The sequence below is a fragment of the Bacillus sp. CCB-MMP212 genome (assembly GCF_022748145.1).
GTDB classification, from domain to species: domain Bacteria; phylum Bacillota; class Bacilli; order Bacillales; family Bacillaceae_G; genus Bacillus_A; species Bacillus_A cereus.
The window spans coordinates 361,636-387,520 of record NZ_JALDQE010000004.1 but is presented as its reverse complement, the minus strand read 5'-3'; the positions used below and the strand labels follow the sequence as shown (position 1 = coordinate 387,520).

Below are 25,885 nucleotides of genomic sequence, written 5' to 3'. Positions count from 1 at the left end.
TAAATTCTCTCCTTTTTATATAAGCAAATTATTTAATAATTGTTTTACCTGTCATTTCTTTCGGTTGTTCCACATTTAAAAGTGTAAGCATTGTTGGAGCGATATCTCCTAAAATACCACCTTCACGAAGCTCTACATCATTTTTTGTAACGATGAAAGGAACCGGGTTAGTTGTATGAGCTGTCATAGGACCGCCATCAGCAGTTAACTCCTGATCAGCATTACCATGGTCAGCAGTAATAAGTGCTACACCATCTTTTGCAAGAATCGCTTCTACAACTTTTCCTAAACATTCGTCAGTTGCTTCTACTGCTTTAATTGTTGGTTCCATCATCCCAGAATGGCCAACCATATCACAGTTCGCAAAGTTAAGAATGATAACATCATGTTTATCATTTTCGATTTCATTTACTAAAGCGTCCGTTACTTCGTAAATGCTCATTTCAGGTTTCAAGTCATACGTTGCAACCTTTGGTGAGTTAATTAAGATACGCTCTTCTCCTGGGAATTCAGCCTCACGACCACCGCTAAAGAAGAATGTAACGTGCGGATACTTTTCAGTTTCCGCGATGCGAAGTTGCTTTAATCCCGCTTGCGCAACAACTTCACCTAAAGTGTTATCAAGGTTCATTGGCTTGAATGCCACGTAACCATCTACAGTTTCACTGAAGTGTGTCATACATACGAATTCTGGAATGTGAGGTACTTTTTCACCACGATCGAACTCACGGAAGTCTTCGTTTGTAAATACACGAGCAATTTGAATTGCACGGTCTGGACGGAAGTTATAGAAGATAACTGCATCATCATCATTGATTGTTGCAACTGGCGTGTTATCTTCGTTAACAATTACAGACGGCAATACGAATTCATCATAGATACCGTTCGCATAAGAGTCTTCTACACACTCTTCTGCTGATTTATAAGTAGGGCCTTCACCATTCACCATAGCACTGTAACATTTTTCTACGCGATCCCAACGCTTGTCACGGTCCATAGAGTAATAACGACCAGAGATAGTCGCGAATTGTCCTACTCCTGTTTCTTTAATTACTTCATTCGTTGCATCGATATAACCTTTTGCTGTTTGTGGTCCAACATCGCGGCCGTCTAAGAATGCATGGATATAAACTTTCTCCACGCCTTCTTTTGCTGCTAAGCGAAGAAGAGCAAACATATGGTTCATGTGACTGTGCACACCACCGTCAGAAAGTAAACCGAATAAATGAAGTGCAGTACCTTTTTCTTTTACGCTTTTAATTGCATTTTGGAAAGTTTCGTTCTTATCGAACTCACCTTCACGAATTGCAACGTTAACGCGTGTTAAGCTTTGATATACTACGCGGCCAGCACCGATATTTAAGTGACCAACCTCAGAGTTACCCATTTGACCTTCTGGAAGACCTACCGCCTCACCACAAGCTGTAAGCGTTGTATGAGGGAATTTGTTCCAGTAACCATCAAAATTAGGTTTCTTAGCTTGTGCTACAGCATTCCCGTAAGTTTCTTCACGAAGTCCGAAACCGTCAAGAATGATTAAAGCTGTTGGCTTTCTCATTTTACCGCCCCCAGAAGACCTAAGAACGAAGCAGGCTCTAAGCTAGCACCGCCAACTAAAGCGCCGTCGATGTCAGATTGTGCCATATACTCTTTAATGTTTTCTGGTTTTACGCTACCGCCGTATTGGATACGAACAGCTTCTGCAGCGTCTGGAGAAACAGCTTCTGCAACAACTTTACGGATGTGCGCACATACTTCGTTTGCATCTGCAGAAGAAGAAGATTTACCTGTACCGATAGCCCAGATTGGCTCATAAGCGATAACAGTTGCTTTAACTTGCTCTTCTGTTAAACCTGCAAGTGCTTTTGTCACTTGACCTGCTACTAGATCAAATGTTTTTCCGCTTTCGCGCTCTTCTAAAGTCTCACCACAACATACGATTGGTGTTAAACCATGTTCAAATGCTGCGATAGTCTTTTTGTTTACTGATTCGTCTGTTTCAGCAAACATTTCACGACGCTCAGAGTGGCCAAGTACTACGTAGCCTACTTTTAAGTCGCTAAGTGCTACTGGGCTAATTTCGCCAGTGAATGCACCATTTTTTTCGAAGTGCATGTTTTGTGCACCTACTTGTAAGTCAGTTCCTTCAGTTGCTGCTACAAGGCGCTCTAAGAATAGAGCTGGAGAGCAAACTACTGCATCAACAGCTGAAGCTGCTGGGATTTGACCTTTAACTTCCTCTACGAAGCTAACTGCTTCAGATAGAGTTTTATTCATTTTCCAGTTACCTGCGATAATTGGTTTACGCATGCTTTGCACCGTCCTTTTTCTTTGGCTGCTACTTATTTGTCGTTAAGACAAACTACACCTGGAAGCTCTTTACCTTCCATGAATTCTAATGACGCACCGCCGCCAGTAGAAATGTGGCTCATTTTATCAGCCATACCGAATTTTTCAACAGCTGCTGCAGAGTCACCACCGCCGATAACAGAGTATGTATCTTCTGCATCTGCTAATGCTTGTCCTACTGCTTTTGTACCTTCTGCGAATGGAGTCATTTCGAATACACCCATTGGTCCATTCCATACAACAAGCTTAGAATTTTTAATTACATCTGCATAAATTTCACGTGTTTTAGGACCGATGTCCACGCCTTCCCAGTTAGAAGGGATAGAGTCGATACCAACAATTTTAGTTGTTGCAGTTTCAGAGAATTCCTCAGTGATTACAACATCAACTGGCATATAGAAGTTTACGCCTTTTTCTTTTGCAAGTTGCATAAATTCTTTAGCTAGTTCAATCTTGTCGTCTTCACATAGAGATAGACCAATTTCATGACCTAAAGCTTTAACGAATGTGTAAGCAAGTCCGCCACCGATGATTAAGTTATCTACTTTGTCTAATAGATGACGAATTACACCGATTTTATCTTTTACTTTCGCACCACCGATGATAGCTGTAAATGGACGTTCTGGGTTAGAAAGTGCTTTACCAAGTACATCTAACTCTTTTTCCATTAATAGACCAGATACTGCTGGTAGGTAGTCTGCGATACCTGCTGTAGAAGCATGAGCACGGTGAGCTGCACCGAATGCATCGTTTACGAAGATGTCAGCAAGTGCTGCAAATTCTTTCGCAAGTTCTGCATCGTTCTTTTCTTCGCCCGCATAGAAACGTACGTTTTCAAGAACTAATACGTCGCCTTCGTTCATTGCTGCAACCATTTCTTGTGCAACTGGTCCGAATGCTTCGTCCGCTTTTTTAACATCTTTACCAAGAAGCTCGCCTAAACGTGCTGCTACTGGAGTAAGACGTAATTCTTCTACTGCTTGACCTTTTGGACGGCCTAAGTGGCTTGCTAAAATAACTTTCGCACCTTGCTCTACTAAATATTGAATTGTAGGAAGAGCTGCACGGATACGAGTTTCATCTGTAATTTTGCCTTCTTTCATAGGTACGTTGAAATCAACGCGGCAAAATACACGCTTACCTTTTAAATCTACGTCACGAATTGATTTTTTGTTCATTGGATTTCCCTCCGACTACTAGTTAGGATTGACAAAACCCATTCAAAAGCTTAACACATTTGCTTTTAAAACGAAAGAAGAGAGAGAGGGAACAAACCCTCTCCCTCGTTTTGTCATTGATAACTTATATAATTAAGAATTAAAGACCTTTTGAAGTCATGTAAGCTGCTAAGTCTACTACGCGGTTAGAGTAACCAGTTTCGTTATCGTACCAAGAAAGTACTTTAACCATGTTACCTTCCATTACCATTGTAGATAATGCATCGATTGTAGAAGAAGCTGTACATCCGTTATAGTCGATAGATACTAATGGCTCTTCGCTGTATCCAAGGATACCTTTTAATTCGCCTTCAGCTGCTGCTTTGAATGCTGCGTTTACATCTTCAACTGTTACTTCTTTGTCAAGTTCAACAACTAAGTCAACAAGAGAAACGTTAGCAGTTGGAACACGTACAGCGCCACCGTTTAATTTACCTTTAAGTTCTGGTAATACTAATGCTACAGCTTTAGCTGCACCAGTAGATGTTGGGATCATGTTTTCAGCTGCTGCACGAGCACGACGTAAATCTTTGTGTGGTAAGTCTAAGATTTGTTGGTCGTTAGTGTAAGAGTGAATTGTTGTCATCATTCCGCGTTTTACGCCGAATTTTTCGTTTAATACTTTAGCGAATGGAGCTAGACAGTTTGTAGTACAAGAAGCGTTAGATACTACGTTGTGGTTAGCTGCATCGTATTGTTCATGGTTAACACCCATAACTACAGTGATATCTTCGTCAGAAGCTGGAGCTGAGATGATAACTTTCTTAACTGATCCACCTAAGTGTTTTTCAGCGTCTGATTTTTTAGTGAAACGGCCAGTAGATTCTACTACTACTTCTACTCCGTAGTCGCTCCATGGTAATTGAGCTGGGTCACGCTCAGCGATAACTTTAATTTCTTTACCGTTAACAACGATGCTGTTTTCGTTAGCAGATACTTCTGCATTTAAAGTTCCGTGAACTGTGTCATATTTTAAAAGGTGAGCTAATGTTTTAGCATCTGTTAAGTCGTTGATTGCTACTACTTCTACCTCAGAGTTGTTAAGAGCTGCGCGGAATACGTTACGTCCGATACGTCCAAATCCATTAATACCAATTTTAGTCATTTGAATTTCCTCCTTGGGGGATTATATTAAAGGGTAAAACCCTTTGTTAATTGTTTTGCTGCACCTTCATCTGTAATTAGAATTGAAGTGTGCCCTTGCTTTATTACAGCCTGTATTGCTTTTGCCTTTGAAGAACCTCCAGCGACTGCAACAACGTGAGATACATTTTGTAAATCCTCAAGTTGCATACCAACTGTTCTTACTTTATGAACAACATTTCCTTCTTCATTAAAGTAGTAACCGAAAGCTTCGCCAACTGCTTCGCTTGCCTGAATCTTTAACCAATCTGCTTCTGAAGTACTTCTGCGACGTGCCATTGTTAACGCATCACCTATTCCATGAATGACGATATTGGAAGATCGAATCAACTCAAGAACTTCTTTCACGGAAGGCTCTGTCACAATAGACGCATATGCTTCGCTACTAACATGGTCTGGAACATACAATAAGCGATAATTACTCATCGTATTTTGCGCCATCTTGGCACAAATGGTATTGGCTTCTAATTCAACACCTTCTCCAATTCCACCACGTGCTGGGACAAATAGCATATGTAAATCTTTGCAATCAAGTTGCATCATGTCCGCAGCAGCAGCTAGCGTAGTTCCTCCAGCCACAGCAACGATATTATTCGCTGTCAGACGGTCTTTTATACAAGTCACACAAGCACGGCCCATCTCCAGTTTGACCCAAGGTGATTCATCACTATCACCAGGGACAACGAAAACTTCATCCAAGTCTAATGTTTCCTTAAGTTGCTTTTCTAAAACCTTTAACCCGGAAATTTCTTTCATAAAGTCTTCCAAAGCAAGAACTAAAGCTGTTCCTTCTTCTGTCAAAGTCATTCCAGAAGAAGCGACGTGAACTAAGTTTTGTTCTTTCAAAACTTGAACTTCACTTCGCAATACTCGTTCTGTCATACCGAGGCTTGCTGATAAGTTTCTTCTTCCAATCGGCTGCATGAGCCTAATGTATTGAAGAATTTGCATTCTCGTTTGCATAACAGGTAGCAGATCAGGTAATAATTTTTTTGTGTTCTGAATCCATGAGCGCATATCTTTTCTCCTCACTACATTGGTTCATTTTTCCTTAGTGGTCACTTTACGTCCCGTAGTGACATTTTGTGTCCCACATAGGTTAAAAAAATAATCCCTGCTACGTGTATTATTGTAACAGGAGATAGAAACTTATTCAACTCTTAACTGCATTCTTTATATAGTTTATTATGACACCTTTGTGAATGTTACCATATTCTACTTGTTTTCCGTCCATTTCTACAACCGGAATCATTAAGTGATATTTTTCTAAAAGGTCATTATCTTCATATATATCTATTTCCTCGATTTGAAAAGAATATTCACATTGTACTTCCTGTAAAACTTGTTTCGCCTTCACGCAAAGGCCACAATCTTTTTTAGTATACAGTACAACTTTCATCTTCTTCACCTATCCGATCGTTTTTCGTAATGACGAAGCTGGGATATGCATTTGTTCTCTATACTTCGCCACTGTTCTTCGAGAAATAACAATTTCATGCTCTTCTTCTAATAATTTTGAAATCTTTTGATCTGAAAGTGGCTTTTTCTTATCCTCTGCCCCAATTAGCGTTTGAATAAATTGTTTTACACGTTTTGTAGAAACTGCTTCATCTTCAGTCGTCGAAACGGCATTGCTAAAGAACGATTTCATCTCAAATAAACCGTGTGGTGTTTGCACATATTTATTTCGCGTCGCACGACTAATTGTTGATTCATGCACACTTAACTCTTCCGCTACCTCTTTTAAAGCGAGAGGTCTTAAATACTCTGGACCTTTCCAGAAGAAATCACGTTGTTTTTCCATAATAATATTCATCACTTGCAGCAGCGTCTGTTTTCTCTGCTTCAAACTGCGCATAATCCACTGCACATGCTGATACTTTTCTGATACGTAAGATGCTACTTCACTTTCACTATTATTAAGAAGCGCACTATATTCAGAATGAATTTCAATTCTCGGCATATTTCTCTCATTCATTTGTAAAACGAGGCGATCGCCATCTTTTTTCACCGCCATATCAGGCACAATATAAAGTGGTTTATCTGAAGAAAACGCAAGACCTGGTTTTGGTTGTAATGACGTTATACAATTTACCGCACTCTGTAATTCCTCATTACTACATTTCAACACTTGAACGAGCTTTCGCCAATCTTTCTTCACAAAATAAGCGAAATGATCTTCTACAACCTCTTCTGCTAATCCATTCCGTCTTTGTAAGCGCTTCAATTGTAAGGTTAAACATTCCTGAATATTACGCGCCCCTACCCCTGCTGGTTCCAGTGATTGGACAAGCTCTACGGAGCGGTCGACTACATGAATATGCGCAGAAAGGAGCTCTGCTAACTCTTCATTCGTTTCTTGTAAATATCCATTTCCATCCATGTTCATAATAATGAAAGAAGCTACTTTTCGCTCTTCTTCATCTATTTTATAATACTGTATTTGATTTAATAAATGTTGCTGAATCGTTGTAGAATCCACACTGTAGATCTCCATCTGATTCTCGACTTGTTTGCTGGTACTTTTACTGTTGTTAGAGCTCTTTTTCTTCTCCCTCTCAAAACCACCTAACTCAATAAGGGGATTCTCTAACGATTGCTCATACAAAAACTCCGATAATTCTTGTACATTATACTGGAGCATTGTAATCGCTTGCCTTAACTCTTGTGTCATTGCCAAACGTAAGCTTTGTTCTTGTAAAAGACTTGCCTTCAAACTAATCTCCCCCTTGTTTCTATTGTACAATAAGTTTGGTAAAAGGAGAATGCTATCACAGACACCCATTCCAAAATATTATTAATTTATATGTATTAATGAGATTTACAACTTACAACCTAAATTTGAATAATATTGAAAGAAAATAATAATATTCAAATTTAATACTAAGTACTAATAGTAAATATTAATACAAGATGTTAAAATGAGCAACAAAAAAGAGAAGATCCCATCTTCTCTTCCACTAATCAACTATTTTTCAAAAGCTGAAATAACTTCAAGCTCTTACCACTTCGCAAAATACCCTTTGGATATACTTTCGCAGCAAATAAAGAAATCAGGCTAATACTACTTAACAAAACCAATATAGACATTGCAATTTCCATACCACTCACAGACCCATTAATAATCCTAACTACCATACTAATTGGAGCTGTAAACGGAACATATGATGTCACCCTTGATACTAGCCCTTCAGGGTTATCAAGTACTACTAATAACTCCACCACTAAGCTTCCCATCAATATAAGAGTAATCGGCATCGTTGTTCCGGATAATTCTTCTGGCCTGCTTACCATAGAACCAAACACTGCGAAAAGTGCCGCATAAACGAAGTAACCGAGAACAAAATATAACAAGAAATATGCAGCATGCTCACCTGTAATCATATTTACATCAATATTCACTCCAAAAAACGAATCCGATACCTTAAAAATTCCAGATTTAATATATAGCGCCATACTAAGGAAGAAAATAAATAACTGTGTCAAACTAGCAAGACCGACTCCTAATATCTTCCCAAAGACCATGTGAACAGGCGACACCTTCGTTACCATCACTTCCATAACACGCGACGCCTTCTCTGACGCTACCGCTGTAGCAATCGCATTTCCATACGAAGTAATTGCTAAGTACATAATCGCTACTAATAAATACACCAGTAAGAATGAGCTTGTTTCTTCGTTATTTAAGTTTTGCTTTTTCGCTTGCACGTTCATCGTCAGTGATTTCACAGCCTCTTCTGATAACTGTTGTTTAACTACCGCACTTTGAAAATACTGATTTTGTACAAAGACCTGCGCACTTTGAATCAACTTAGGATTATCCACCTTCATAAAGTAATCTAATACTGGTTCAGCACCCGCACCCTCTTTTAATATAAAGAGCGCTTCGACTTTCTTATCTAACAAATCTTGCTTATATTGATTTAATTTTGTTTTATCGCCTAAAGACCAATCCCATTCTGGAAGAGCTTTACTAAGATTAGATTGATCCAAAGTAACATTAGATGCTTCGGAAATAAATACAACTTTTGCTTTTTCTTTCTCTCCAGAAAACTTTTGTACTAAAGTTGGAAAGGAGAATAAGAATATCCCTCCCCCTATTAATAACAATGTCATCCCAATAAATATTTTCGTCCTCACACGATCCCAATACGTTTGCCCTAAAACAATCCAGAAATTCCTCATTACTTATGCACCCGCCTTTTCAACAAAGATTTGATGTAAAGAAGGTTCTTTAATAGAAACATCTCGGATATATTGTTTATTTTTAATGTCTTCAAGCAGCGAAAATGCATCCTCTCCATCATTAACTTTAATCATGAACGTACGATTAACTTTTTCAAAATTGAAATTCTTCTCCTTAAGAATAGGTTCAATATCCCCTTCCGTTTGCAACGTCATATATTTGTATTGGTAACTTTTCTTAATATCTGACAAGGCACCCGATAATACAAGTTGACCATTTTTCATAATACAAATTTCCTCACAGAACGTTTCTACACTGTCCATTTGATGACTACAGAAGATAATCGTTTTTCTTTGCGCGATTAACTCGAGCACAACATTTTTTAACATCTCTGCATTTACAGGATCCAATCCACTAAATGGTTCATCTAGTATGATGAATTCCGGATTATGCAATATCGCTGAAATCAATTGAATTTTTTGTTGATTTCCCTTTGACAATTCCTCTGTTTTCTTCTTTAAATGTGGTGTCATTTCTAATTTTTCTAGCCACTGTAACGCATGCCTTTTTGCAAGATTAGCTGGCATTCCTTCTAACTTGCCGAAATACACCAATTGCTCCACTACATTCATTTTCGGGTATAATCCACGCTCTTCTGGTAAATAGCCAATAGATAGGTCTTTCTTTGAAAAAGGGCGATTATTCCATAGAATTTGGCCGCTATCCGGTTTGATTAAATCTAAGATCATACGAATCGTTGTCGTCTTACCAGCACCATTTCGGCCCAGCATCCCTAAAATTCCACCTTCTTCTACACGTATATTTAAATCATTAACGGCTTTATATTCACCAAATGTTTTATTTAATCCTTGAATTTCAAATGCCATCCATAACAGCTCCTTTTAGCTTTTTACGAAATAAATAACCGCCATTCCTAATACAATCCCGCCTATCATCAAAAAAAACTTTTTCATCACTATTGCCTCCTTCATTTACTTGTTAAGTTGTATCTTTATCATAGACTTCTTTCTGATGCTATTGTCCGCAATCCGTACTGTATTTACCGTAAAAAAGGCGAACCACTCTTATGTGGTTCACCGCAATTTCAACAGATGACATTGATTGTATGAAAACTTCTTAAATATTATTATAAAAACATTCAGAAATTAAACGATATACCTACAAAGAGAGGTGTCTAAACCGTTGCAGATACAACGTAACTTCGTTTTCATTTTATGTGTAACTATCCTGTATTTTTGTTTACAAGGCTATATCTTATATAAAATAAACCAACCATATAGTGGAGTTCTTATTTCTAAAACAGACTCAACTACATACACAATAGCAAAAATTAAATCCTCCGGTTGGGCTTTTCAGACGGACTTAAAAGAAGGAGATATAATCTATTCGATAAATAAAGAAAAGCCTCATTTAGGAATACTTCCTGGATATCAAAACCAATCACTAAATGCATCTGAAATACAAATTAAAAAAGACGATATCACCCAAACTTATAAAGGAACACAACATTTTATTGATTCTCGTGACAAAATTATTTCTGTATACTTTCCCTTCCTACTCGCTTTTATTTGTTTAGGGTTATCTATTTTTCTTTATACAAAGAAGCCTTTGAACCGGGAAACATTCTTTTTGATCACGTTTCTATTCATGACTTCCTCAAGTCTTCTAATCGCAGTTGAATCTGGTAAAGGTGATTTTATCGCTCTCATTATTTTAAGTATTGTATTTCAAGGTACACCTATGTCTCTCATTTTATTGTTGAATGAATTATTCAAGAAAAAGCAACTATACGTTATTTCTATGAGATTTCTAAAAATCGATATTACAATCGGCATTATTTTACTATTACTCTCTAATTTAACGATGTTCATTCCATTTCCAATAGTTAATACCGATGGATTAGAACTAATTTACCTTTCAATAAATATTATCTTTTGTATATATTTTTTAATCCGTGCCTATATCAAATATCACAGTACAGTACATAAACCATTTTTAAAATTAATGCTCACGATTCATTCCATTGCCTTCTTTCCGTTCGTTACACTCTATGCTCTTCCAGATGCAATATTCAGAACACCGATTCTCTCAGCAGATATTGGCGCTATGTTCCTAATCGCTCTACCAATCGGTTATTTTTATTTAGTAGCGACGAAGCAGATTTTTGATATAGAGTTTGTATTTGATCGTTTACGGTATTACGCATTTCTGTCACTAATTCCAACTCTATTAATTGCAATCATTACGAGCTGGAGCATTTATTACAAAGACAATTTTCTCTCTCGACTGCTGCAAAGTTTTATTATTATTTTTCCGTTAAATATTCTATTTCTCATATTAAAAGAAAGATTAGATTTTACATTTCGTAATCACCTCTTTCGGACTAAAACAAACTTATACGTAAACATTGAACAGTTTACCGCACAGCTATCATCTATTATGAAAACAGAAGAGTTAGAGAAAAAATTCACTAATGAAATCGTTTCAATGTTGAAACCTTCTTTTATTCAATTTGTTCAATATGATATGAAAGAAAACACATATACACAATGCAACGGATATGGACAAACGAAAGATTTCACACTTTCTAAAAAGAAAAAATGGAGTATGGCAGCATTACTAATTAATGATTTATTAGAGGATGATGGATGCATCGGTATTTACTTATACTCTACTAAACATATAAAACACTACATCTGGATTGGAACAAAAGTGAATAATATTAAATATAATACGCATGAAAAATCATGGTTCATCACTGTCACGACATACGTCCGTCTTATTTATGAAAACTTGTATACCATTAATGAAATTATTCATTCTCTAGAGCAGGAGAGTTTAGAATCCAAAACAAATTCTGCAAGCTTATCACGCCTACTCTTTCAAATTTCTGAACAAGAAAGGCGCCGACTTGCTTCAGATTTACACGACTCTGCATTACAAGATCAAATTGTATGGTACCGCAAACTAGACTCTTTATTAAAAAACAAATCCGTTCCACTAGAATTAAAAAATGAACTAAAAAAAATCCATTTCGGTATGCACGATGTAATACAACAAATTCGCGACACATGTAATGAATTGCGTCCATCACTTTTATCAGATGCTGGTTTAATTGGTGCATTAAGAGAATTGCTAGCCCAAACACAATTGCGTGTGCAGTTTCAAATTCAATTTGATCATGAATCAATTCAAGAACATCATTACGATTTTGACAAAATTTTATCTTTATATCGTATCATTCAAGAACTACTAACAAACGCAGATAAACATTCCGAGGCAACCATCGTATCGATTTTTTTATGGGAAGAGAATAACTGTATTTTCCTAGACTACCGAGACAACGGCAAAGGTTTTAATATAGACACTCCCTACTCTCCTAAGCAGCATATGGGGCTTTCCGGTATAAAAGGAAGGCTTCAATCAATTGGTGGAGAAATACATATAGTATCCGAAGCTAAAAAAGGACTTCAAATAAACATTACAGTTCCGAGGTGGTAAATAATGATTCGAGTATTAATTGTAGATGATCATCAAATTGTAGGCGAAGGAACAAAGAGCATGATTGAATTAGAAGAAGATATGCAAGCAGAATATATTTTAAATGAACAGGAAGCACTCATAAAAAGTGACGCTACACCTTTTGACGTATACCTCTTGGATATGAATATGCCCAATTGTAGTGGTATTGAACTCGCCCAGAAAATATTACATATTCAAACAGATGCAAAAATCATTTTATATACAGGTTTTGAATATGTATCCCAATTCAATTTATTAATAAACTCTGGTATCAGCGGCATTATTAGTAAATCAGCTTCTCAACAAGAGCTATTAATGGCAATTCGTGCAGCTGTAAACGGATATACTTTACTTCCTATTTCGTTATTACGTCAACTACGTACAGACGATATAACGACTCAACAACTTGAAAATAAAACCGCTCTTCTTACACAAAAAGAATTAGAAATCTTAGAATCCGTCTCTAAAGGAAGTAGCAATAAACAAATTGCTGATGAACTGTACATGAGTTCAAGAGCTGTAGAATACAACCTAACAAAAATCTTCAAAAAATTAAAAGTAGGATCACGCTCCGAAGCTTTAACAGAAGCAATGAGACAAGGCATTTTGAAAGTACACATATAAAATGAGACTTCCATCAGTTTGTTTTGTTTAACCCTCAAATAATGAGATAAATAAAAAAGTCCTAACCTACAAAACGTAAGTTAGGACTTTTTGACGCGCCCAGAGGGATTCGAACCCCCGGCAGACGTGGTACCGGAAACCACCGCTCTATCCGACTGAGCTATGGGCGCATGATTATAGAAAACACTTCATTTTCTTCTCATAATAATAGCAATAAAATCCATCTAAATCAATAAAAATATCCCCGTGATACCTTATGCATCTTAGCTAAAAGCATATAAAATCTATTCCACCCCTAAATTTTCCAATCATAAATTCACCCCAACTCACAAATTATAATCTTTGAATTGATATTCCAAAGGGGGCTTCATTCAATGACTGTAATTACAAAATTAAAGCAAACTGTTTCTGGATTAAAAAGTGCACAAGCTAGCTTAGAGGGATTCGCTCTTGATACGGATAACCAACAAGCTAAGCAACTTTTCCAAACAGCTGCGCAGCAAACACAAACGATTATCGATTCTTTAAACCCACGCGTTGAAGAAGTCCAACAAGAAGAACCACAATACTCACAGCAATAACGAATCAGTCTTGCTGTGAAATAGAAAAAGGATGATATGCAGTCATCCTTTTTCTATCACATTACATATTGCAATAGAAATGGAATGATAATTATGCGAAAACTCGGCCTCATAACCGCATTATTTGCACTTCTATTTAGCTCTTTTACCGGATGTGATAATAGTCCTTTAGATAAAAAAGTGAAAGAAGAAGCAAAACGAACGGAGAAAGAAAAAGGTCCAAAGTTAACAAAGACGAGTACGGAATCCTTTAATCAATCTATATCACAAGGAGCGAAGAAAAGAGCTCTCGCTATGGATGAAATTATAAAAAGCACAGCAGTGAATTCAAATTTAGATCTCTACATAGCAGTTACACCTGAGCATCACGAAAGGTTTGGATTAAAACCTCTTCGTAAAAAGCTTCAAAAGCAGCTAAGTGATGAGCATCCTACTTTCGATGTTCGTGTCAGTACAGATAAAAAAATCTTTATGTTACTCGAAAAACTCGAAAGAAAAATTAAGGAAAAAGAAGTATCTAAAGATGAAATTAATAAACAATTAAAATTCATTGGTAAAAAAATGGAGTCTAACACTTAACGCTTTTTAAAAGAAAAGGAAGGATTGCAATGTCTAGTAAAGATAAAAACTTAACCCCTGTACAACAGGAGTATAAAAAATTCGAACAAGAACGCGAACCGAAACGACCTGTCTTAAAAAATTGTATAAAAGCCTTTTTCGTCGGTGGTTTTATTTGCTTCATCGGACAACTCATTTCTACTTTTTACATCACATATTTTGATTTCACTGAACGCTCAGCAGGAAATCCAACAGTCGCAACTCTTATTTTCATTTCTATGTTACTAACTGGATTTGGTATATACGATCGTTTTGGACAGTTTGCTGGTGCTGGTACAGCTGTACCTGTTACTGGATTTGGTAACTCTGTTATTGCAGCATGTATCGAACACCGAACGGAAGGATTCGTCCTTGGTGTTGGCGGCAATATGTTTAAACTAGCGGGTTCTGTTATTTTATTTGGTGTATTTTCAGCTTTTGTCATCGCACTTATTAAAACGATTCTCGTTCAATGGGGAGGTCTATAAATGTTACAAGGACACCGAACGTGGGTATTTGAAAACAAACCAGTCATTATCTCAACAGGGGTTGTCGGTGGACCATTTGAAGCAAAGGGAAACATTCCAGAAGACTTCGATATCCTTCATGAAGATTTATGGCTCGGACAAGATTCCTATGAAAAAGCACATAAAATTTTATTCGAAGAAGCTTGTAGTCGTGCTACTGAAAAAGCAGAACTTCGTAAAGATGATATTCAATTTGTACTTGCAGGAGATTTAATCAATCAAATTACTCCAACAAGCTTTGCTTGCCGGACACTTGGCACTCCTTATCTCGGATTATTCGGGGCTTGTTCTACTTCTATGGAAGGTTTAGCACTTGGGGCAAGTATCGTAAATGCAAAAGGCGCAAAATATTTATTAACTGGTGCATCCAGTCATAATACAGCTGTAGAAAAACAATTCCGCTATCCTACCGAATACGGCGGACAAAAGCCACCTACTGCACAGTGGACAGTAACCGGAGCAGGAGCCGCCATTTTAAGCGATACTGGACATGGTCCAAGAGTAACCTCTGCAACGATTGGGCGAGTTATTGATATGGGATTAACAGACCCTTTTAATATGGGAGGCGCAATGGCTCCAGCTGCAGTTGATACAATTGAAGCCCATTTACGTGAACGCCAAATTGATGCCTCTTACTACGATTTAATCGTAACAGGCGATCTCGGACATGTAGGACGCGAAATTGCTTATGACTTACTACATAAACACGGAACGAAAGTAACGAGCGAACAATTTCAAGATTGCGGAATTATCATTTATAGAGAAGGACAACCTGTCATAGCTGGTGCTAGCGGGCCTGGATGTTCCGCAACAGTCGTATACGGTCATTTATTAAACCGAATGAAAAGAGGAGAGTTCAAAAAAATACTTGTCGTTGCGACAGGCGCTTTACTATCTCCACTTACATTCCAACAAGAAGAAACGATTCCGTGTATCGCTCACGCCGTTTCGATTGAATTTGGAGGTGCAACGCAATGATTTTTTTCTGGGCTTTCGTCATCGGCGGACTCATATGCGTAATCGGACAACTTATGTTTGATGTCGGCAAGTTAACACCAGCTCATACAATGGCAACACTCGTTGTTGCCGGAGCAATATTAGATGGATTCAATTTGTATGAACCATTAATTGATTTCGCTGGAGCCGGGGCAACTGTACCTATTACAAGCTTTGGTAATGCCCTTGTTCATGGCGCAATGGAAGAAGCTGCAAAACATGGCATCGTTGGCGTTATTACTGGCATGTTTAAAGTAACGAGCGCCGGCGTATCCGCGGCTATTATTTTCGGCTTCATAGGTGCATTGTTATTTAAACCGAAAGGATAAGGAGTGTTTGTATGACTGTTATCGCTAGCGTAAAAACTTGCCTTGCTAGTGTAAGAGGAGCTCAAGCAAGTTTAAGCTCTCTTTCATTAAATTCACAAGACGACGAATCCAAACGCGTATTTCATGAATGTATGTTAGAAATGGACAACGTCATCGCTGATTTACAGAATAGAGTTTCAGTATTAGAACGTGAAGAACCTCAATATAAAGGGTTTTAAGTAGACTGGAGGAAATGACTATGTCTCACCTGCCGGAATGGACACTTGTCATTCTTCGCTCTGTATTCATATTAATTATTTTATTCGCTATTACGAAATGGTTAGGGAAAAGACAAATCTCTCAGCTCTCCTTTTTTGAATACATTGCCGGAATGACAATCGGTGACATCGCTGCCCAAGTATCTACAGGGCTCGATTCGAAATTTTTCCACGGCGTCTTTGCGATACTCATTTTCGCTGCGGTACCTTTTTTCACAGGAATCCTCTCCTTAAAGAACAAAACAGCTCGGGATTTCTTTGAAGGGAAATCTACCGTATTAATAAAAGATGGAAAGATACTCGAAGATAACTTAAAGAAAGAAAAATATACGAGTGACGAATTACTTGAACTACTCCGAGGGAAAAGTGCGTTCAGCGTAGCTGAAGTCGAATTTGCTGTCTTAGAACCGAGCGGAGAATTAAATGTATTATTAAAGAAAGATTCTCAGCCACTTACAGCAAAAGACATCGGTTTAAAAGTACCAAACGAGAAAGAACCACAAACTGTTATTATGGATGGAAATGTACTAGATGAACCTCTTTCAGCAAGCGGACATAACCGCGCTTGGCTACATTCAGAATTAGAAAAACTCGGTGTTGTTATTGAAAATGTCTTCCTCGGTCAAGTGGATTCATACGGACAACTTACTATCGACATTTACAATGACAAACTCCAAATGCCTTCTCCTCAAAATAAACCTTTATTATTAGCATCTTTAAAAAAATGTCATGCTGATCTTGAACTATTTTCCCTAGAAACAAAGTCGAAATCAGCAAGCGAAATGTATAGTAAAAACGCCAAACAAATCGAAAAGATTTTAAATAAAGTAACCTATCTTTTAAAAGACTAATTATCGAAAGAACGCTTCAGTTAAAAGGCGTTCTTTTCTTTTTTCTCCAGTTTTCATAACGTTTAAATTTATATAATTCGGTTATGATGTTGAAGATACATAAGCAGGGAATTTCGAAAACATAGCGAATATTTCATGGTACAACTACATATTTTTTTGATTTAAAGTGGTTTCGTTTGACCTTTATTGACCATAATTGTATTATAAGACTAAGAAAGCTTTATAAGGAGGAAATAACAGATGAATTTAATTCCTACAGTAATTGAACAAACAAATCGTGGAGAACGCGCTTACGATATTTACTCTCGACTATTAAAAGACCGCATCATTATGCTTGGTAGTGCAATTGATGACAACGTAGCTAACTCAATCGTTTCCCAGCTTTTATTCTTGGAATCTCAAGATCCAGAAAAAGATATTCACATCTACATCAACAGCCCTGGTGGTTCTATCACAGCGGGTATGGCAATCTATGATACAATGCAGTTTATTAAACCACAAGTATCAACAATCTGTATCGGTATGGCTGCATCTATGGGTGCATTCTTACTTGCAGCAGGTGAAAAAGGAAAACGTTATGCACTTCCAAACAGTGAAGTAATGATTCACCAACCACTTGGTGGAGCACAAGGTCAAGCGACTGAAATCGAAATCGCTGCAAAACGTATCCTATTCTTACGTGAAAAACTAAACCAAATTCTTGCTGACCGCACTGGTCAACCACTTGAAGTACTACAACGCGACACAGACCGCGACAACTTCATGACAGCTGAAAAAGCTTTAGAATACGGTTTAATCGATAAGATCTTTACAAATCGTTAATACTTAAAAGCGAAAGCGGCTCGTTTAGAATCGCAGGGCGATGGAGCCCCTGATTCCGAGGCGCTTTTTGCCTCGAATGAAGGGGCGAAACAACCGGAGATTCTAAACGCTAGAGCTAGATATAACTAAAAGTGGAAGCGCCCTATAAGTGGGCGCTTCTTTTATATATTGTTCCCCGCTCACATACCCCATCCAGTATCCCTCTAAATATATCAACGATTTTGCAATTATATCGAACAAAACTCAAATTATATCAACGATTTTTTTAATATATCAACGGTTCGACACAACATATCGATTTACCGACAATCTCCGACAAGGACAAACCAGCTAAATACCCCTCCCCGCTAATCCGCACAAACAACAAAACAAAAAAACTATCGCATATACGCGATAGCTCTTTATTGTACATATGCAGCTAATGCTTCTAAAGCCTCTTCTGCATCTGAACCTTCTGTTGTAATTGTTATCATGCTTCCAGTTCCAATTGCTAAGCTCATAATCCCCATTATGCTCTTTGCATTTACTGTCTTTCCATCTTTCTCAATAAAGATATCTGCATGAAAGCGATTTGCCTCTTGTACAAACAACGCAGCCGGACGTGCTTGTAAACCGTTTTTTAATGAAACCTGAACTCGTTTTTGAACCACAGCTCCATTTCCCCTTTAACCTCTTATTTTTTTGCTACCGTTTCCCCCGCGCGTAATTTCTCTGCAATTTCATCGATTTTACGCAAACGATGATTAATACCCGATTTACTAATTTTCCCCCCGGATACCATCTCACCTAACTCTTTCAATGTTACATCTTGATAATCTCTTCGTAGTTGCGCAATCTCTTGTAGTTTATCTGGCAATATATCAAGACCAACCGTCTCATCAATATAGCGGATATTTTCAATCTGCCTTAGCGCTGCACCAATTGTTTTATTTAAATTAGCTGTTTCGCAGTTCACTAAACGATTTACGGAATTACGCATATCACGTACGATTCGAATATCTTCAAACCTTAAAAGTGCATTATGAGCACCAATAATATTTAAAAATTCCGTAATTTTCTCCGCTTCTTTCAAATACGTAATGTACCCTTTTCTTCTTTCCAACGTCTTACTATTTAAATCAAATCCGTTCATCAGTTCACATATAGCATCATTATGTTCCTTATATAACGAAAAGATCTCTAAATGATAAGATGATGTTTCTGGGTTATTTACTGAACCACCTGCTAAAAATGCACCGCGTAAATACGATCGTTTACAACACTTCTTCTCAATCAATTCTTGTGATATATTTCGAATAAATGAAAAGTCATCTCGAACGATATGAAGATCGGCTAATATTTCGCGAGACTTTTCAACAAGCCTTACGATATATACATTATTTTTCTTCAATCGCATTTTTTTACGAACAAGTAATTCTACCGTCACATCATATCCTTTTTTCAAAAGCGTATAAATCCTTCTTGCAATTGCCGCATTTTCTGTTTGAATATCGATAGATAGACGACGGTTTGAAAAAGAAAGCGATCCGTTCATTCGAAGTAACGCCGATAATTCTGCTTTCTCACAGCATTCTTTCACTTCAAGATTCGTCAACTCTTTCTTTGTTTCTGATGCAAATGACACAGTCAACACCTCCTTATACGATTATTATGGAACAAAATTCTTGTCCTATATGAATGAGGAGCGCCACCTCAAACGAGGCAACGCACATTTATAACAATGAATATAAAATCGAAGCTAACTTTAACGTATCATGCCTTACAACACGATCATCATACTTCGCTAATCCCTCTTGAATAACATCAATATTATTTTCAGCAAAACGTTCTTCATCCACTACAACTGGTGTAGACATTTCTTCCTCATATAACTTACGTAATTCACAAGGAATCTCACGGTTATTTACAATTGCAGTATTAATAAATGGTTGCCCTAAATGATCGTGTAACGCCTGCACATGATCAAAAGCAGTATATCCCATCGTTTCACCCGCTTGTGTCATAACGTTACATACATATACCTTCTTCGCCTTTGCAGCAAGAACAGCGTCCCCAATTTTGTTAACAACTAAGTTGGGTAATATACTCGTATACAAACTTCCTGGGCCGAAAACAAGTAAATCAGCTCGTTTAATCTCAGCCAACGTTTCATGCAATGGCTCTACATCTTCTGGAGTTAAAAAGACACGATTAATCTTCTTTCCGTAATAAGGAATCTTTGATTCACCTGTTACAATTTCCCCATCTTCAAGTTCCGCATGAAGTACCGCACTTTGATTCGCTGCTGGTAATACACGTCCTCTGACATTTAATACTTTACTTGTTTCCGTAATTGCATGGAAAAAGTCTCCTGTAATCGAGGTCATACCTGCCAACAATAGATTTCCTAACGCATGACCTTTCAGTCCGTCTCCTGTTGTGAAACGGTGCTGAAATAAAGCTTCCACCAGTGGCTCTACATCCGATAACGCAACCAGTACGTTACGGATGTCACCTGGAGGTGGAATTTCTAGCTCATCACGTAATCTACCCGAACTGCCACCATCATCAGCGATTGTAACAACTGCTGTAATATCAACAGGATATTGCTTTAATCCTCTTAATAAAACAGAAAGTCCAGTCCCGCCTCCCATAATGACAATTTTAGGCTTTCTCTCTTTTTTCATCCCTTAATGGCCCTTTCTCTTCTCCACATCACGATGAGATACATGAACACTATACTCTGGTTTCAAATGTTTCCCAAGGTATTCTGTAAGCGTAACAGAACGATGCTGTCCACCTGTACATCCAATTGCAATTACAAGTTGACTTTTGCCTTCTCTTTTATAATGAGGCAGCATGAAAGTAATCAGATCCGTCAACTTCTCTAAAAACTTATGTGTCTCATTAAATTTCAGTACATAGGAAGAAACTTCTTCATCTAGTCCTGTTAATGGCTTCATATGTGGAATGTAATATGGATTTGGTAAAAAACGAACATCAAATACTAAATCTGCATCAATTGGAATACCGTACTTAAATCCAAATGACATAACATTTACACGAAATGCTTGCTCAGTTTCTGTTGAGAACAAGTGAACAATTTTTTCACGTAATTCTTTCGGTTTTAAATCCGATGTATCAAGCACAATATTTGCTCGTGCCTTCATATCTGTTAATAAATTGCGCTCTGCTTCGATTCCCTTTAACGGCAAACCAGTTGGTGCAAGTGGATGCGAACGTCTCGTTTCTTTATAACGAGTTACAAGCGTACTATCTTTCGCATCTAAAAATAAAATATGAGGAATAATCCATGTACGTTCTGATAAATCATCAAGTGCTCCCCATAAATGCTCGAAAAACTCGCGGCCACGTAAATCAATACCAAGTGCCACTTTATTCATTTTCCCTTTTGAATCCGCCATAAGCTCAATAAACTTTGGCAATAACATCGGTGGTAAATTATCTACACAAAAATATCCTAAATCTTCAAAACTTTGTAAAGCTACTGTTTTTCCAGCTCCAGACATCCCTGTAATAATTACCATTTTTATATCATTATTCTCTGTCATCGTATCCTCTCCTTGACGGTTTAACTCGGATCTAATCGATATGAAAGCAACTCAAAATCTGGGGTATATACAAATGTACCGTAGATTATGCCATTTCCTTTAATTAAATAATCAATAATGTGATAATCTCCTGGCGCCATTGCTAAATCATCAATTTTATCAAATGTATGCCAACCAATGATGCCTTCTTCGCTCTCTAGTTTGTTTTCTCCTGCAAAATCTGTCGCTAAAAAGGAGAACATCATCCATTCAGAAACAACTTTATCACCTTCTTGGATGACAAAGGTGAAGACCCCCTTTAACGCTGGGTTTTTCAAATAAATACCTGTTTCTTCGCGATATTCGCGAACAACGGAATCTCTTACAGTCTCACCACGCTCCATTTTCCCGCCTGGTGCAACCCACCAATTTCGGCGAGGTTTTTGGAGTAAGAGTACTTCATTATCTCTAATTAACACACAGTTTGTCACTCTTTGCATGTTTCTTCACCTCAGCTACTTGCAGTAAAATTTCTCACTGCATACTTCTTTCATTATACTATCAAAAACAGTTTGCTACAACGAAGGAGCCAGTCCTCTTTCGCTAAGCATATGCTACTCAACAATTTTAAAAAAGCTTTCCATAACAAGCAATGTAAATGCTTAGACTTTTAATGAATAGCATGAAAAATCCCCTTAACGATTTTTATCGCCAAGGGGATTAAAGCCCTTATTTCTTACCGAAATAAGTAACAATCGCAAATCCTAAAATAAAGGTAATAATTGAACTTATAATTGAAAATCCGCCAGTTGGAATACCAGGGAACACAATTACAATCGAACCGATAACTAGTCCAATAATTGCCGCAAATGTCATACTTTTATAACGATCTAATAAAAAACTAATGCCTTTACTACTTACAACAAATCCAACCATAACACCAGCACCGATAACCACGATTAAAGGTAAGTTAAGTGTAGTTAAAGCGTTAATTGCTGTTGGATACACACCAATAATTAATAAAATAAACGATCCACTAATCCCAGGAAGTAGCATAGCCATACTAGCCATCCATCCTGCGAAAAATAAACCAATTGCATTTAAAATTGTTAACGTCGTAATTGGATCTGCTGCCTTATCTGGTTTAAAGAAAGCTGTGATCGCAACAAGAATTGCTGCAACTATTAATAAAACAATGTGCTTACCTTTAAACGACGACTTTGCATCAGCTTCTCTCATTAACATCGGTAATATACTAATAATTAAACCGAGGAAGAAAAATTGAGTCGGTTCATAATGATTTGCAAGTAAATATTTAATAACATGACTTAACGTTAAAAACGCTGCTGCCACACCAGCTGCAAGTGGAATTAAAAACCCTAAATGTTTTTTCCATTCACGACTAAAGAATCCACTAATTGCCGCAAGCAATTGTTCATAAATCCCTAACACAACAGCGATTGTACCGCCGCTCACACCAGGAATTAAATCACTAACGCCCATACAAAATCCACGATATATATTACGCCATTCCATACTGAATAAATTCCTCATTTCTTATAGTGATTTTTTCCGTAAAGTCCAGTATATCAATAAGAAAGCTTATAATCCTTATATTTTTTGACAATACTTTGACATTTTCACACAAAAAAAGAAGAAAGCTCCTGTCGGTAGCTTTCTTCTCACAAGGTATATTATCCCTTATTTTTCTGATACATTTTTTAATTCCTCTAATAATTCTTCTACGTAATGTTGTGCACTTTGTGCTGCAATACTACCGTCACCTGTTGCAGTTACAATTTGACGAAGCATTTTTTCACGAACATCACCAGCTGCGAAAATACCAGGGATTTTAGTTTCCATACGTTCGTTCGTTTCAAGGTAACCATTTTCATTTGTAATACCTAGTTCAACAAATGGTTTTGATAATGGTAACATACCGATGTATACGAATACGCCGTCAGTTTTGACTTCTTTCTCTTCTCCACTGTTTACGTCTACAAGTGTTACACTTCCTACTTTACCGCTTGCTTCGTTAATTTCTTTTATAGTGTGGTTCCAAATGAAATCTACTTTTTCGTTTTGGAAAGCACGGTCTTGTAAAATTTTCTGTGCACGAAGCGTGTCACGACGGTGAACGATCGTTACTTTTGATGCGAAGCGTGTTAAGAATACACCCTCTTCAACAGCAGAATCTCCACCGCCAATTACGATAAGTTCTTTTCCTTTAAAGAATGCCCCATCACATACTGCACAATATGATACACCACGGCCGCCAAGTTCTGTTTCACCCGGTACACCAATTTTTTTATACTCTGCACCGCTTGCAACGATAATTGCACGTGCTTTATATTCTTTTTTACCAGCAATAATTGTTTTGTATTCTTTACCATCGATGACTTCTTTCACATCACCGTATGCATATTCAGCACCAAATTTCTTCGCATGCTCGAACATTTTATTTGATAAGTCTGGTCCTAAAATAGACTCATAACCTGGGTAGTTTTCTACATCTTCCGTGTTTGCCATTTGGCCACCTGGAATACCACGCTCAAGCATTAATGTGCTTAAATTTGCACGAGATGTATATACTGCAGCTGTCATACCAGCTGGTCCTGCACCAATAATAACGACATCATAAATTTTTTCTTCTGACACACTATTCACTCCTATCCATTCCTACACAATTAAGTTACCCTCATTATACTGTTAGCATCATTTTTTTCCCAATGATTTGCTTATCTTATGTGTGCGTACGCTTAACAGCTTGCACATACTTTCGGACAGTCGCTACAGATACATTATATACATCCCCAAGCTCCGACTGTGTCATTTTATTTCCTTGTTCGCCGCGTACAATGTATTCAATCGCAGCTGACCAGCCGTACACATTTGTAAATATGTCTCCAGATGTATATAAACGTATGAACGTACAAAACCAAAAGTGTAAACACTCTTCAATTAATTCATCATCTTTTTTCGTATAATTGTATAAGGCATCCGCGATTCTCGCGCACTGCTCAAATTGTTGTAAATCAGCTGGAATACTCTTATGACTATTAAGTAAAAAGAAGTACTTTGCAAGTTGCGATACGATGGGAACACCGTTCTTCGCTTGCGTTATATCAAAGAAGAATCCAACCTTCTCCGGCGTTGACAATTCATTCATTAAATATAAAGCTAGCATTTGTTCTTCTAGCGTCGCACTTTGCTGAAATGATTTTCGTAATTCTTCAAATAACACGTTTTGTCCTTCATCTGCTAAATTCAGCGCATTCCACGGTTCTTTTCCCTTTTTATCAGGATGCAATTCCACGACATGTTGCCACATTTTTTCAGCTAGTTGCTGATCTTTCACCATATACGCAGAATATGCAAACCAATAATAAAAACTAACGTCTCCTTCGTACCCTTGACGCTTTAATAGTTTGAACCATTTATATGCATGCTCGAAATAACCAATTGTTGCAAGTGTAGTTCCCAGTTTCAAACGATGTTCAAATGAAATCGGATATACCGAAACTAGCTGTCCCGCTAACGCTTCTACTTGTTTATGCTCTCCAATTGAATATAGAAAAATAAGCGTATTACAAAGCGCATGTATATTACCAGGATTTTTCTCTAAAATCATTTCTGTTAACTTCAGTGCTTTGTCTACATTACCCGATTGAAAATGTGCAATGGCTAAATTATTATGACCTGACCAAAATTCCGGATAATCTTTCGTAACAATTTCTAATGTAGCAATTGCTTCTTCCAATTGTCCATTACGAATATAACGATTCGCTTCTTCCTGCATAACAATTAAATCATCTTCATCTTCAATCTCTTCCGCACCCATTGCTTCTTCTTCCATAATCTCAAGAAGTTCTAATGTATCTTCTACGAATTCCTTCTCTTTTGCAACTTCTAAATAACGATCCGCATATTTCTTCGCCTGTTGAAATAACCCCATATATGCATAATTATTTGCAATAAAATAATAGCACTGTTCAAGTTCTGGATTAGATCTAACTAACTTTAAGAATATTTGGTTCGACTCTTGATATTCACCAGCCTCAGATAATACTGTTGCTAATTGACATAAAATAAACGGCTCCTTCTCACTTTGTGCCGCTCTTCGAAAATATTTAATTGCATCTTGTAATTTTTGCCCTTTGTAAGCTCTCATCCCTTTTTTATAAAAGAAGTCCGCTAATTGATTAAAAGAGATAACTTGTCCGTTCTCCTTATATATCCTTTGATTTTTCCCCATATATCCTCCAGTTTTTTGTTTTCTTCGCTCACACATTCTTCTATCTATAAGTATAAACGATTCCGTAAAAAACAAAAC

General features: G+C 37.3%; 27 protein-coding genes and 1 tRNA gene. 10 read left to right on the top strand and 18 right to left on the bottom strand.

Features of this window, described 5'->3' with window-relative positions; all coding sequences use genetic code 11:
• Window positions 1-28: 28 nt before the first annotated feature.
• The 9 genes from gpmI to MRP26_RS13680 all read right to left on the bottom strand — a co-directional run bounded on the left by gpmI (window position 29) and on the right by MRP26_RS13680 (window position 9,782).
• A complete protein-coding gene (gene gpmI, locus MRP26_RS13720) occupies window positions 29-1,558 on the bottom strand; it encodes a 2,3-bisphosphoglycerate-independent phosphoglycerate mutase (RefSeq protein ID WP_001231158.1) in 1,530 nt (509 codons plus the stop codon).
• A complete protein-coding gene (gene tpiA, locus MRP26_RS13715) occupies window positions 1,555-2,310 on the bottom strand; it encodes a triose-phosphate isomerase (RefSeq protein WP_088024791.1) in 756 nt (251 codons plus the stop codon). Before tpiA ends, gpmI begins: the two co-directional genes overlap by 4 nt.
• A 32-nt stretch (window positions 2,311-2,342) precedes the next feature.
• A complete protein-coding gene (locus MRP26_RS13710; protein WP_001036331.1) occupies window positions 2,343-3,527 on the bottom strand; it encodes a phosphoglycerate kinase in 1,185 nt (394 codons plus the stop codon).
• Window positions 3,528-3,666: 139 nt separating this feature from the next.
• Window positions 3,667-4,671 (bottom strand): type I glyceraldehyde-3-phosphate dehydrogenase, encoded by a 1,005-nt coding sequence (gene gap, locus MRP26_RS13705; protein ID WP_000161234.1) that lies wholly within the window; start codon window positions 4,669-4,671, stop codon window positions 3,667-3,669.
• A 26-nt stretch (window positions 4,672-4,697) separates the two neighbouring features.
• Complete coding sequence (gene cggR / locus MRP26_RS13700; protein WP_001258185.1) at window positions 4,698-5,726, bottom strand: gapA transcriptional regulator CggR; 1,029 nt, start codon at window positions 5,724-5,726, stop codon at window positions 4,698-4,700.
• A 136-nt stretch (window positions 5,727-5,862) separates the two neighbouring features.
• Entirely contained in the window at window positions 5,863-6,108 is a 246-nt protein-coding gene (locus MRP26_RS13695; protein WP_000869730.1) for a glutaredoxin family protein, read from the bottom strand.
• A 9-nt stretch (window positions 6,109-6,117) separates the two neighbouring features.
• Window positions 6,118-7,425 (bottom strand): RNA polymerase factor sigma-54, encoded by a 1,308-nt coding sequence (gene rpoN / locus MRP26_RS13690; RefSeq protein ID WP_000647953.1) that lies wholly within the window; start codon window positions 7,423-7,425, stop codon window positions 6,118-6,120.
• Between the two features lie 248 nt (window positions 7,426-7,673).
• Window positions 7,674-8,894 carry an ABC transporter permease gene (locus tag MRP26_RS13685; protein WP_242806207.1) on the bottom strand — a complete coding sequence of 407 codons (1,221 nt, stop codon included), beginning with the start codon at window positions 8,892-8,894 and terminating at the stop codon, window positions 7,674-7,676.
• A gap of 3 nt (window positions 8,895-8,897) precedes the next feature.
• The gene (locus MRP26_RS13680) at window positions 8,898-9,782 is read right to left on the bottom strand and encodes an ABC transporter ATP-binding protein (protein WP_242806206.1); all 885 of its coding nucleotides are present in this window, start codon (window positions 9,780-9,782) and stop codon (window positions 8,898-8,900) included.
• Between the two features lie 316 nt (window positions 9,783-10,098).
• On the opposite strand from MRP26_RS13680, the gene MRP26_RS13675 reads away from it, so the two are divergent.
• Together MRP26_RS13675 and MRP26_RS13670 are read left to right on the top strand one after the other, a co-directional pair.
• Window positions 10,099-12,417, top strand: a complete 2,319-nt coding sequence (locus MRP26_RS13675) for a sensor histidine kinase (RefSeq protein ID WP_242806205.1) — start codon at window positions 10,099-10,101, stop codon at window positions 12,415-12,417.
• A gap of 3 nt (window positions 12,418-12,420) precedes the next feature.
• Window positions 12,421-13,062 (top strand): response regulator, encoded by a 642-nt coding sequence (locus MRP26_RS13670; RefSeq protein ID WP_000621765.1) that lies wholly within the window; start codon window positions 12,421-12,423, stop codon window positions 13,060-13,062.
• 94 nt (window positions 13,063-13,156) lie between these two features.
• Here MRP26_RS13670 and MRP26_RS13665 read toward each other — a convergent pair.
• A tRNA-Arg gene (locus tag MRP26_RS13665) sits at window positions 13,157-13,232 on the bottom strand.
• 204 nt (window positions 13,233-13,436) lie between these two features.
• Here MRP26_RS13665 and MRP26_RS13660 point away from each other — a divergent pair.
• The 8 genes from MRP26_RS13660 (at window position 13,437) to clpP (ending at window position 18,022) form a co-directional block, all read left to right on the top strand.
• Window positions 13,437-13,643 carry a DUF1657 domain-containing protein gene (locus tag MRP26_RS13660; protein WP_000216166.1) on the top strand — a complete coding sequence of 69 codons (207 nt, stop codon included), beginning with the start codon at window positions 13,437-13,439 and terminating at the stop codon, window positions 13,641-13,643.
• Between the two features lie 93 nt (window positions 13,644-13,736).
• The gene (locus MRP26_RS13655) at window positions 13,737-14,222 is read left to right on the top strand and encodes a YhcN/YlaJ family sporulation lipoprotein (RefSeq protein WP_001228545.1); all 486 of its coding nucleotides are present in this window, start codon (window positions 13,737-13,739) and stop codon (window positions 14,220-14,222) included.
• Between the two features lie 29 nt (window positions 14,223-14,251).
• Window positions 14,252-14,728 (top strand): stage V sporulation protein AC, encoded by a 477-nt coding sequence (gene spoVAC, locus MRP26_RS13650; protein ID WP_000095399.1) that lies wholly within the window; start codon window positions 14,252-14,254, stop codon window positions 14,726-14,728.
• Window positions 14,729-15,745 carry a stage V sporulation protein AD gene (gene spoVAD / locus MRP26_RS13645; protein WP_000938970.1) on the top strand — a complete coding sequence of 339 codons (1,017 nt, stop codon included), beginning with the start codon at window positions 14,729-14,731 and terminating at the stop codon, window positions 15,743-15,745.
• Complete coding sequence (gene spoVAE / locus MRP26_RS13640; protein ID WP_000575919.1) at window positions 15,742-16,092, top strand: stage V sporulation protein AE; 351 nt, start codon at window positions 15,742-15,744, stop codon at window positions 16,090-16,092. Before spoVAD ends, spoVAE begins: the two co-directional genes overlap by 4 nt.
• An 11-nt stretch (window positions 16,093-16,103) precedes the next feature.
• Window positions 16,104-16,310, top strand: coding sequence for a DUF1657 domain-containing protein (locus tag MRP26_RS13635; RefSeq protein WP_053563376.1), 207 nt, complete (start codon window positions 16,104-16,106; stop codon window positions 16,308-16,310).
• A gap of 20 nt (window positions 16,311-16,330) precedes the next feature.
• Window positions 16,331-17,200, top strand: a complete 870-nt coding sequence (locus MRP26_RS13630; protein ID WP_053563375.1) for a DUF421 domain-containing protein — start codon at window positions 16,331-16,333, stop codon at window positions 17,198-17,200.
• Window positions 17,201-17,440: 240 nt separating this feature from the next.
• Entirely contained in the window at window positions 17,441-18,022 is a 582-nt protein-coding gene (clpP, locus tag MRP26_RS13625) for an ATP-dependent Clp endopeptidase proteolytic subunit ClpP (protein WP_001049162.1), read from the top strand.
• Between the two features lie 401 nt (window positions 18,023-18,423).
• On the opposite strand, the gene MRP26_RS13620 is transcribed toward clpP, so the two are convergent.
• The 8 genes from MRP26_RS13620 to MRP26_RS13585 all read right to left on the bottom strand — a co-directional run bounded on the left by MRP26_RS13620 (window position 18,424) and on the right by MRP26_RS13585 (window position 25,807).
• Window positions 18,424-18,672: an HPr family phosphocarrier protein gene (locus MRP26_RS13620; RefSeq protein WP_000250307.1), complete on the bottom strand. Its 249-nt coding sequence runs from the start codon at window positions 18,670-18,672 to the stop codon at window positions 18,424-18,426.
• Window positions 18,673-18,695: 23 nt separating this feature from the next.
• Window positions 18,696-19,646 (bottom strand): DNA-binding protein WhiA, encoded by a 951-nt coding sequence (gene whiA, locus MRP26_RS13615; protein ID WP_000006566.1) that lies wholly within the window; start codon window positions 19,644-19,646, stop codon window positions 18,696-18,698.
• A gap of 88 nt (window positions 19,647-19,734) precedes the next feature.
• Window positions 19,735-20,688 (bottom strand): gluconeogenesis factor YvcK family protein, encoded by a 954-nt coding sequence (locus MRP26_RS13610; RefSeq protein WP_000712187.1) that lies wholly within the window; start codon window positions 20,686-20,688, stop codon window positions 19,735-19,737.
• Between the two features lie 3 nt (window positions 20,689-20,691).
• A complete protein-coding gene (gene rapZ, locus MRP26_RS13605; protein ID WP_000138459.1) occupies window positions 20,692-21,573 on the bottom strand; it encodes an RNase adapter RapZ in 882 nt (293 codons plus the stop codon).
• A 20-nt stretch (window positions 21,574-21,593) separates the two neighbouring features.
• Window positions 21,594-22,052, bottom strand: coding sequence for an NUDIX hydrolase (locus tag MRP26_RS13600; RefSeq protein ID WP_001190080.1), 459 nt, complete (start codon window positions 22,050-22,052; stop codon window positions 21,594-21,596).
• Between the two features lie 229 nt (window positions 22,053-22,281).
• Complete coding sequence (locus MRP26_RS13595) at window positions 22,282-23,088, bottom strand: DUF368 domain-containing protein (RefSeq protein WP_000455196.1); 807 nt, start codon at window positions 23,086-23,088, stop codon at window positions 22,282-22,284.
• A 165-nt stretch (window positions 23,089-23,253) separates the two neighbouring features.
• Window positions 23,254-24,210 carry a thioredoxin-disulfide reductase gene (trxB, locus tag MRP26_RS13590; protein WP_242806204.1) on the bottom strand — a complete coding sequence of 319 codons (957 nt, stop codon included), beginning with the start codon at window positions 24,208-24,210 and terminating at the stop codon, window positions 23,254-23,256.
• A gap of 85 nt (window positions 24,211-24,295) precedes the next feature.
• The gene (locus MRP26_RS13585) at window positions 24,296-25,807 is read right to left on the bottom strand and encodes a tetratricopeptide repeat protein (RefSeq protein ID WP_000517723.1); all 1,512 of its coding nucleotides are present in this window, start codon (window positions 25,805-25,807) and stop codon (window positions 24,296-24,298) included.
• Between the last annotated feature and the right edge of the window lie 78 nt (window positions 25,808-25,885).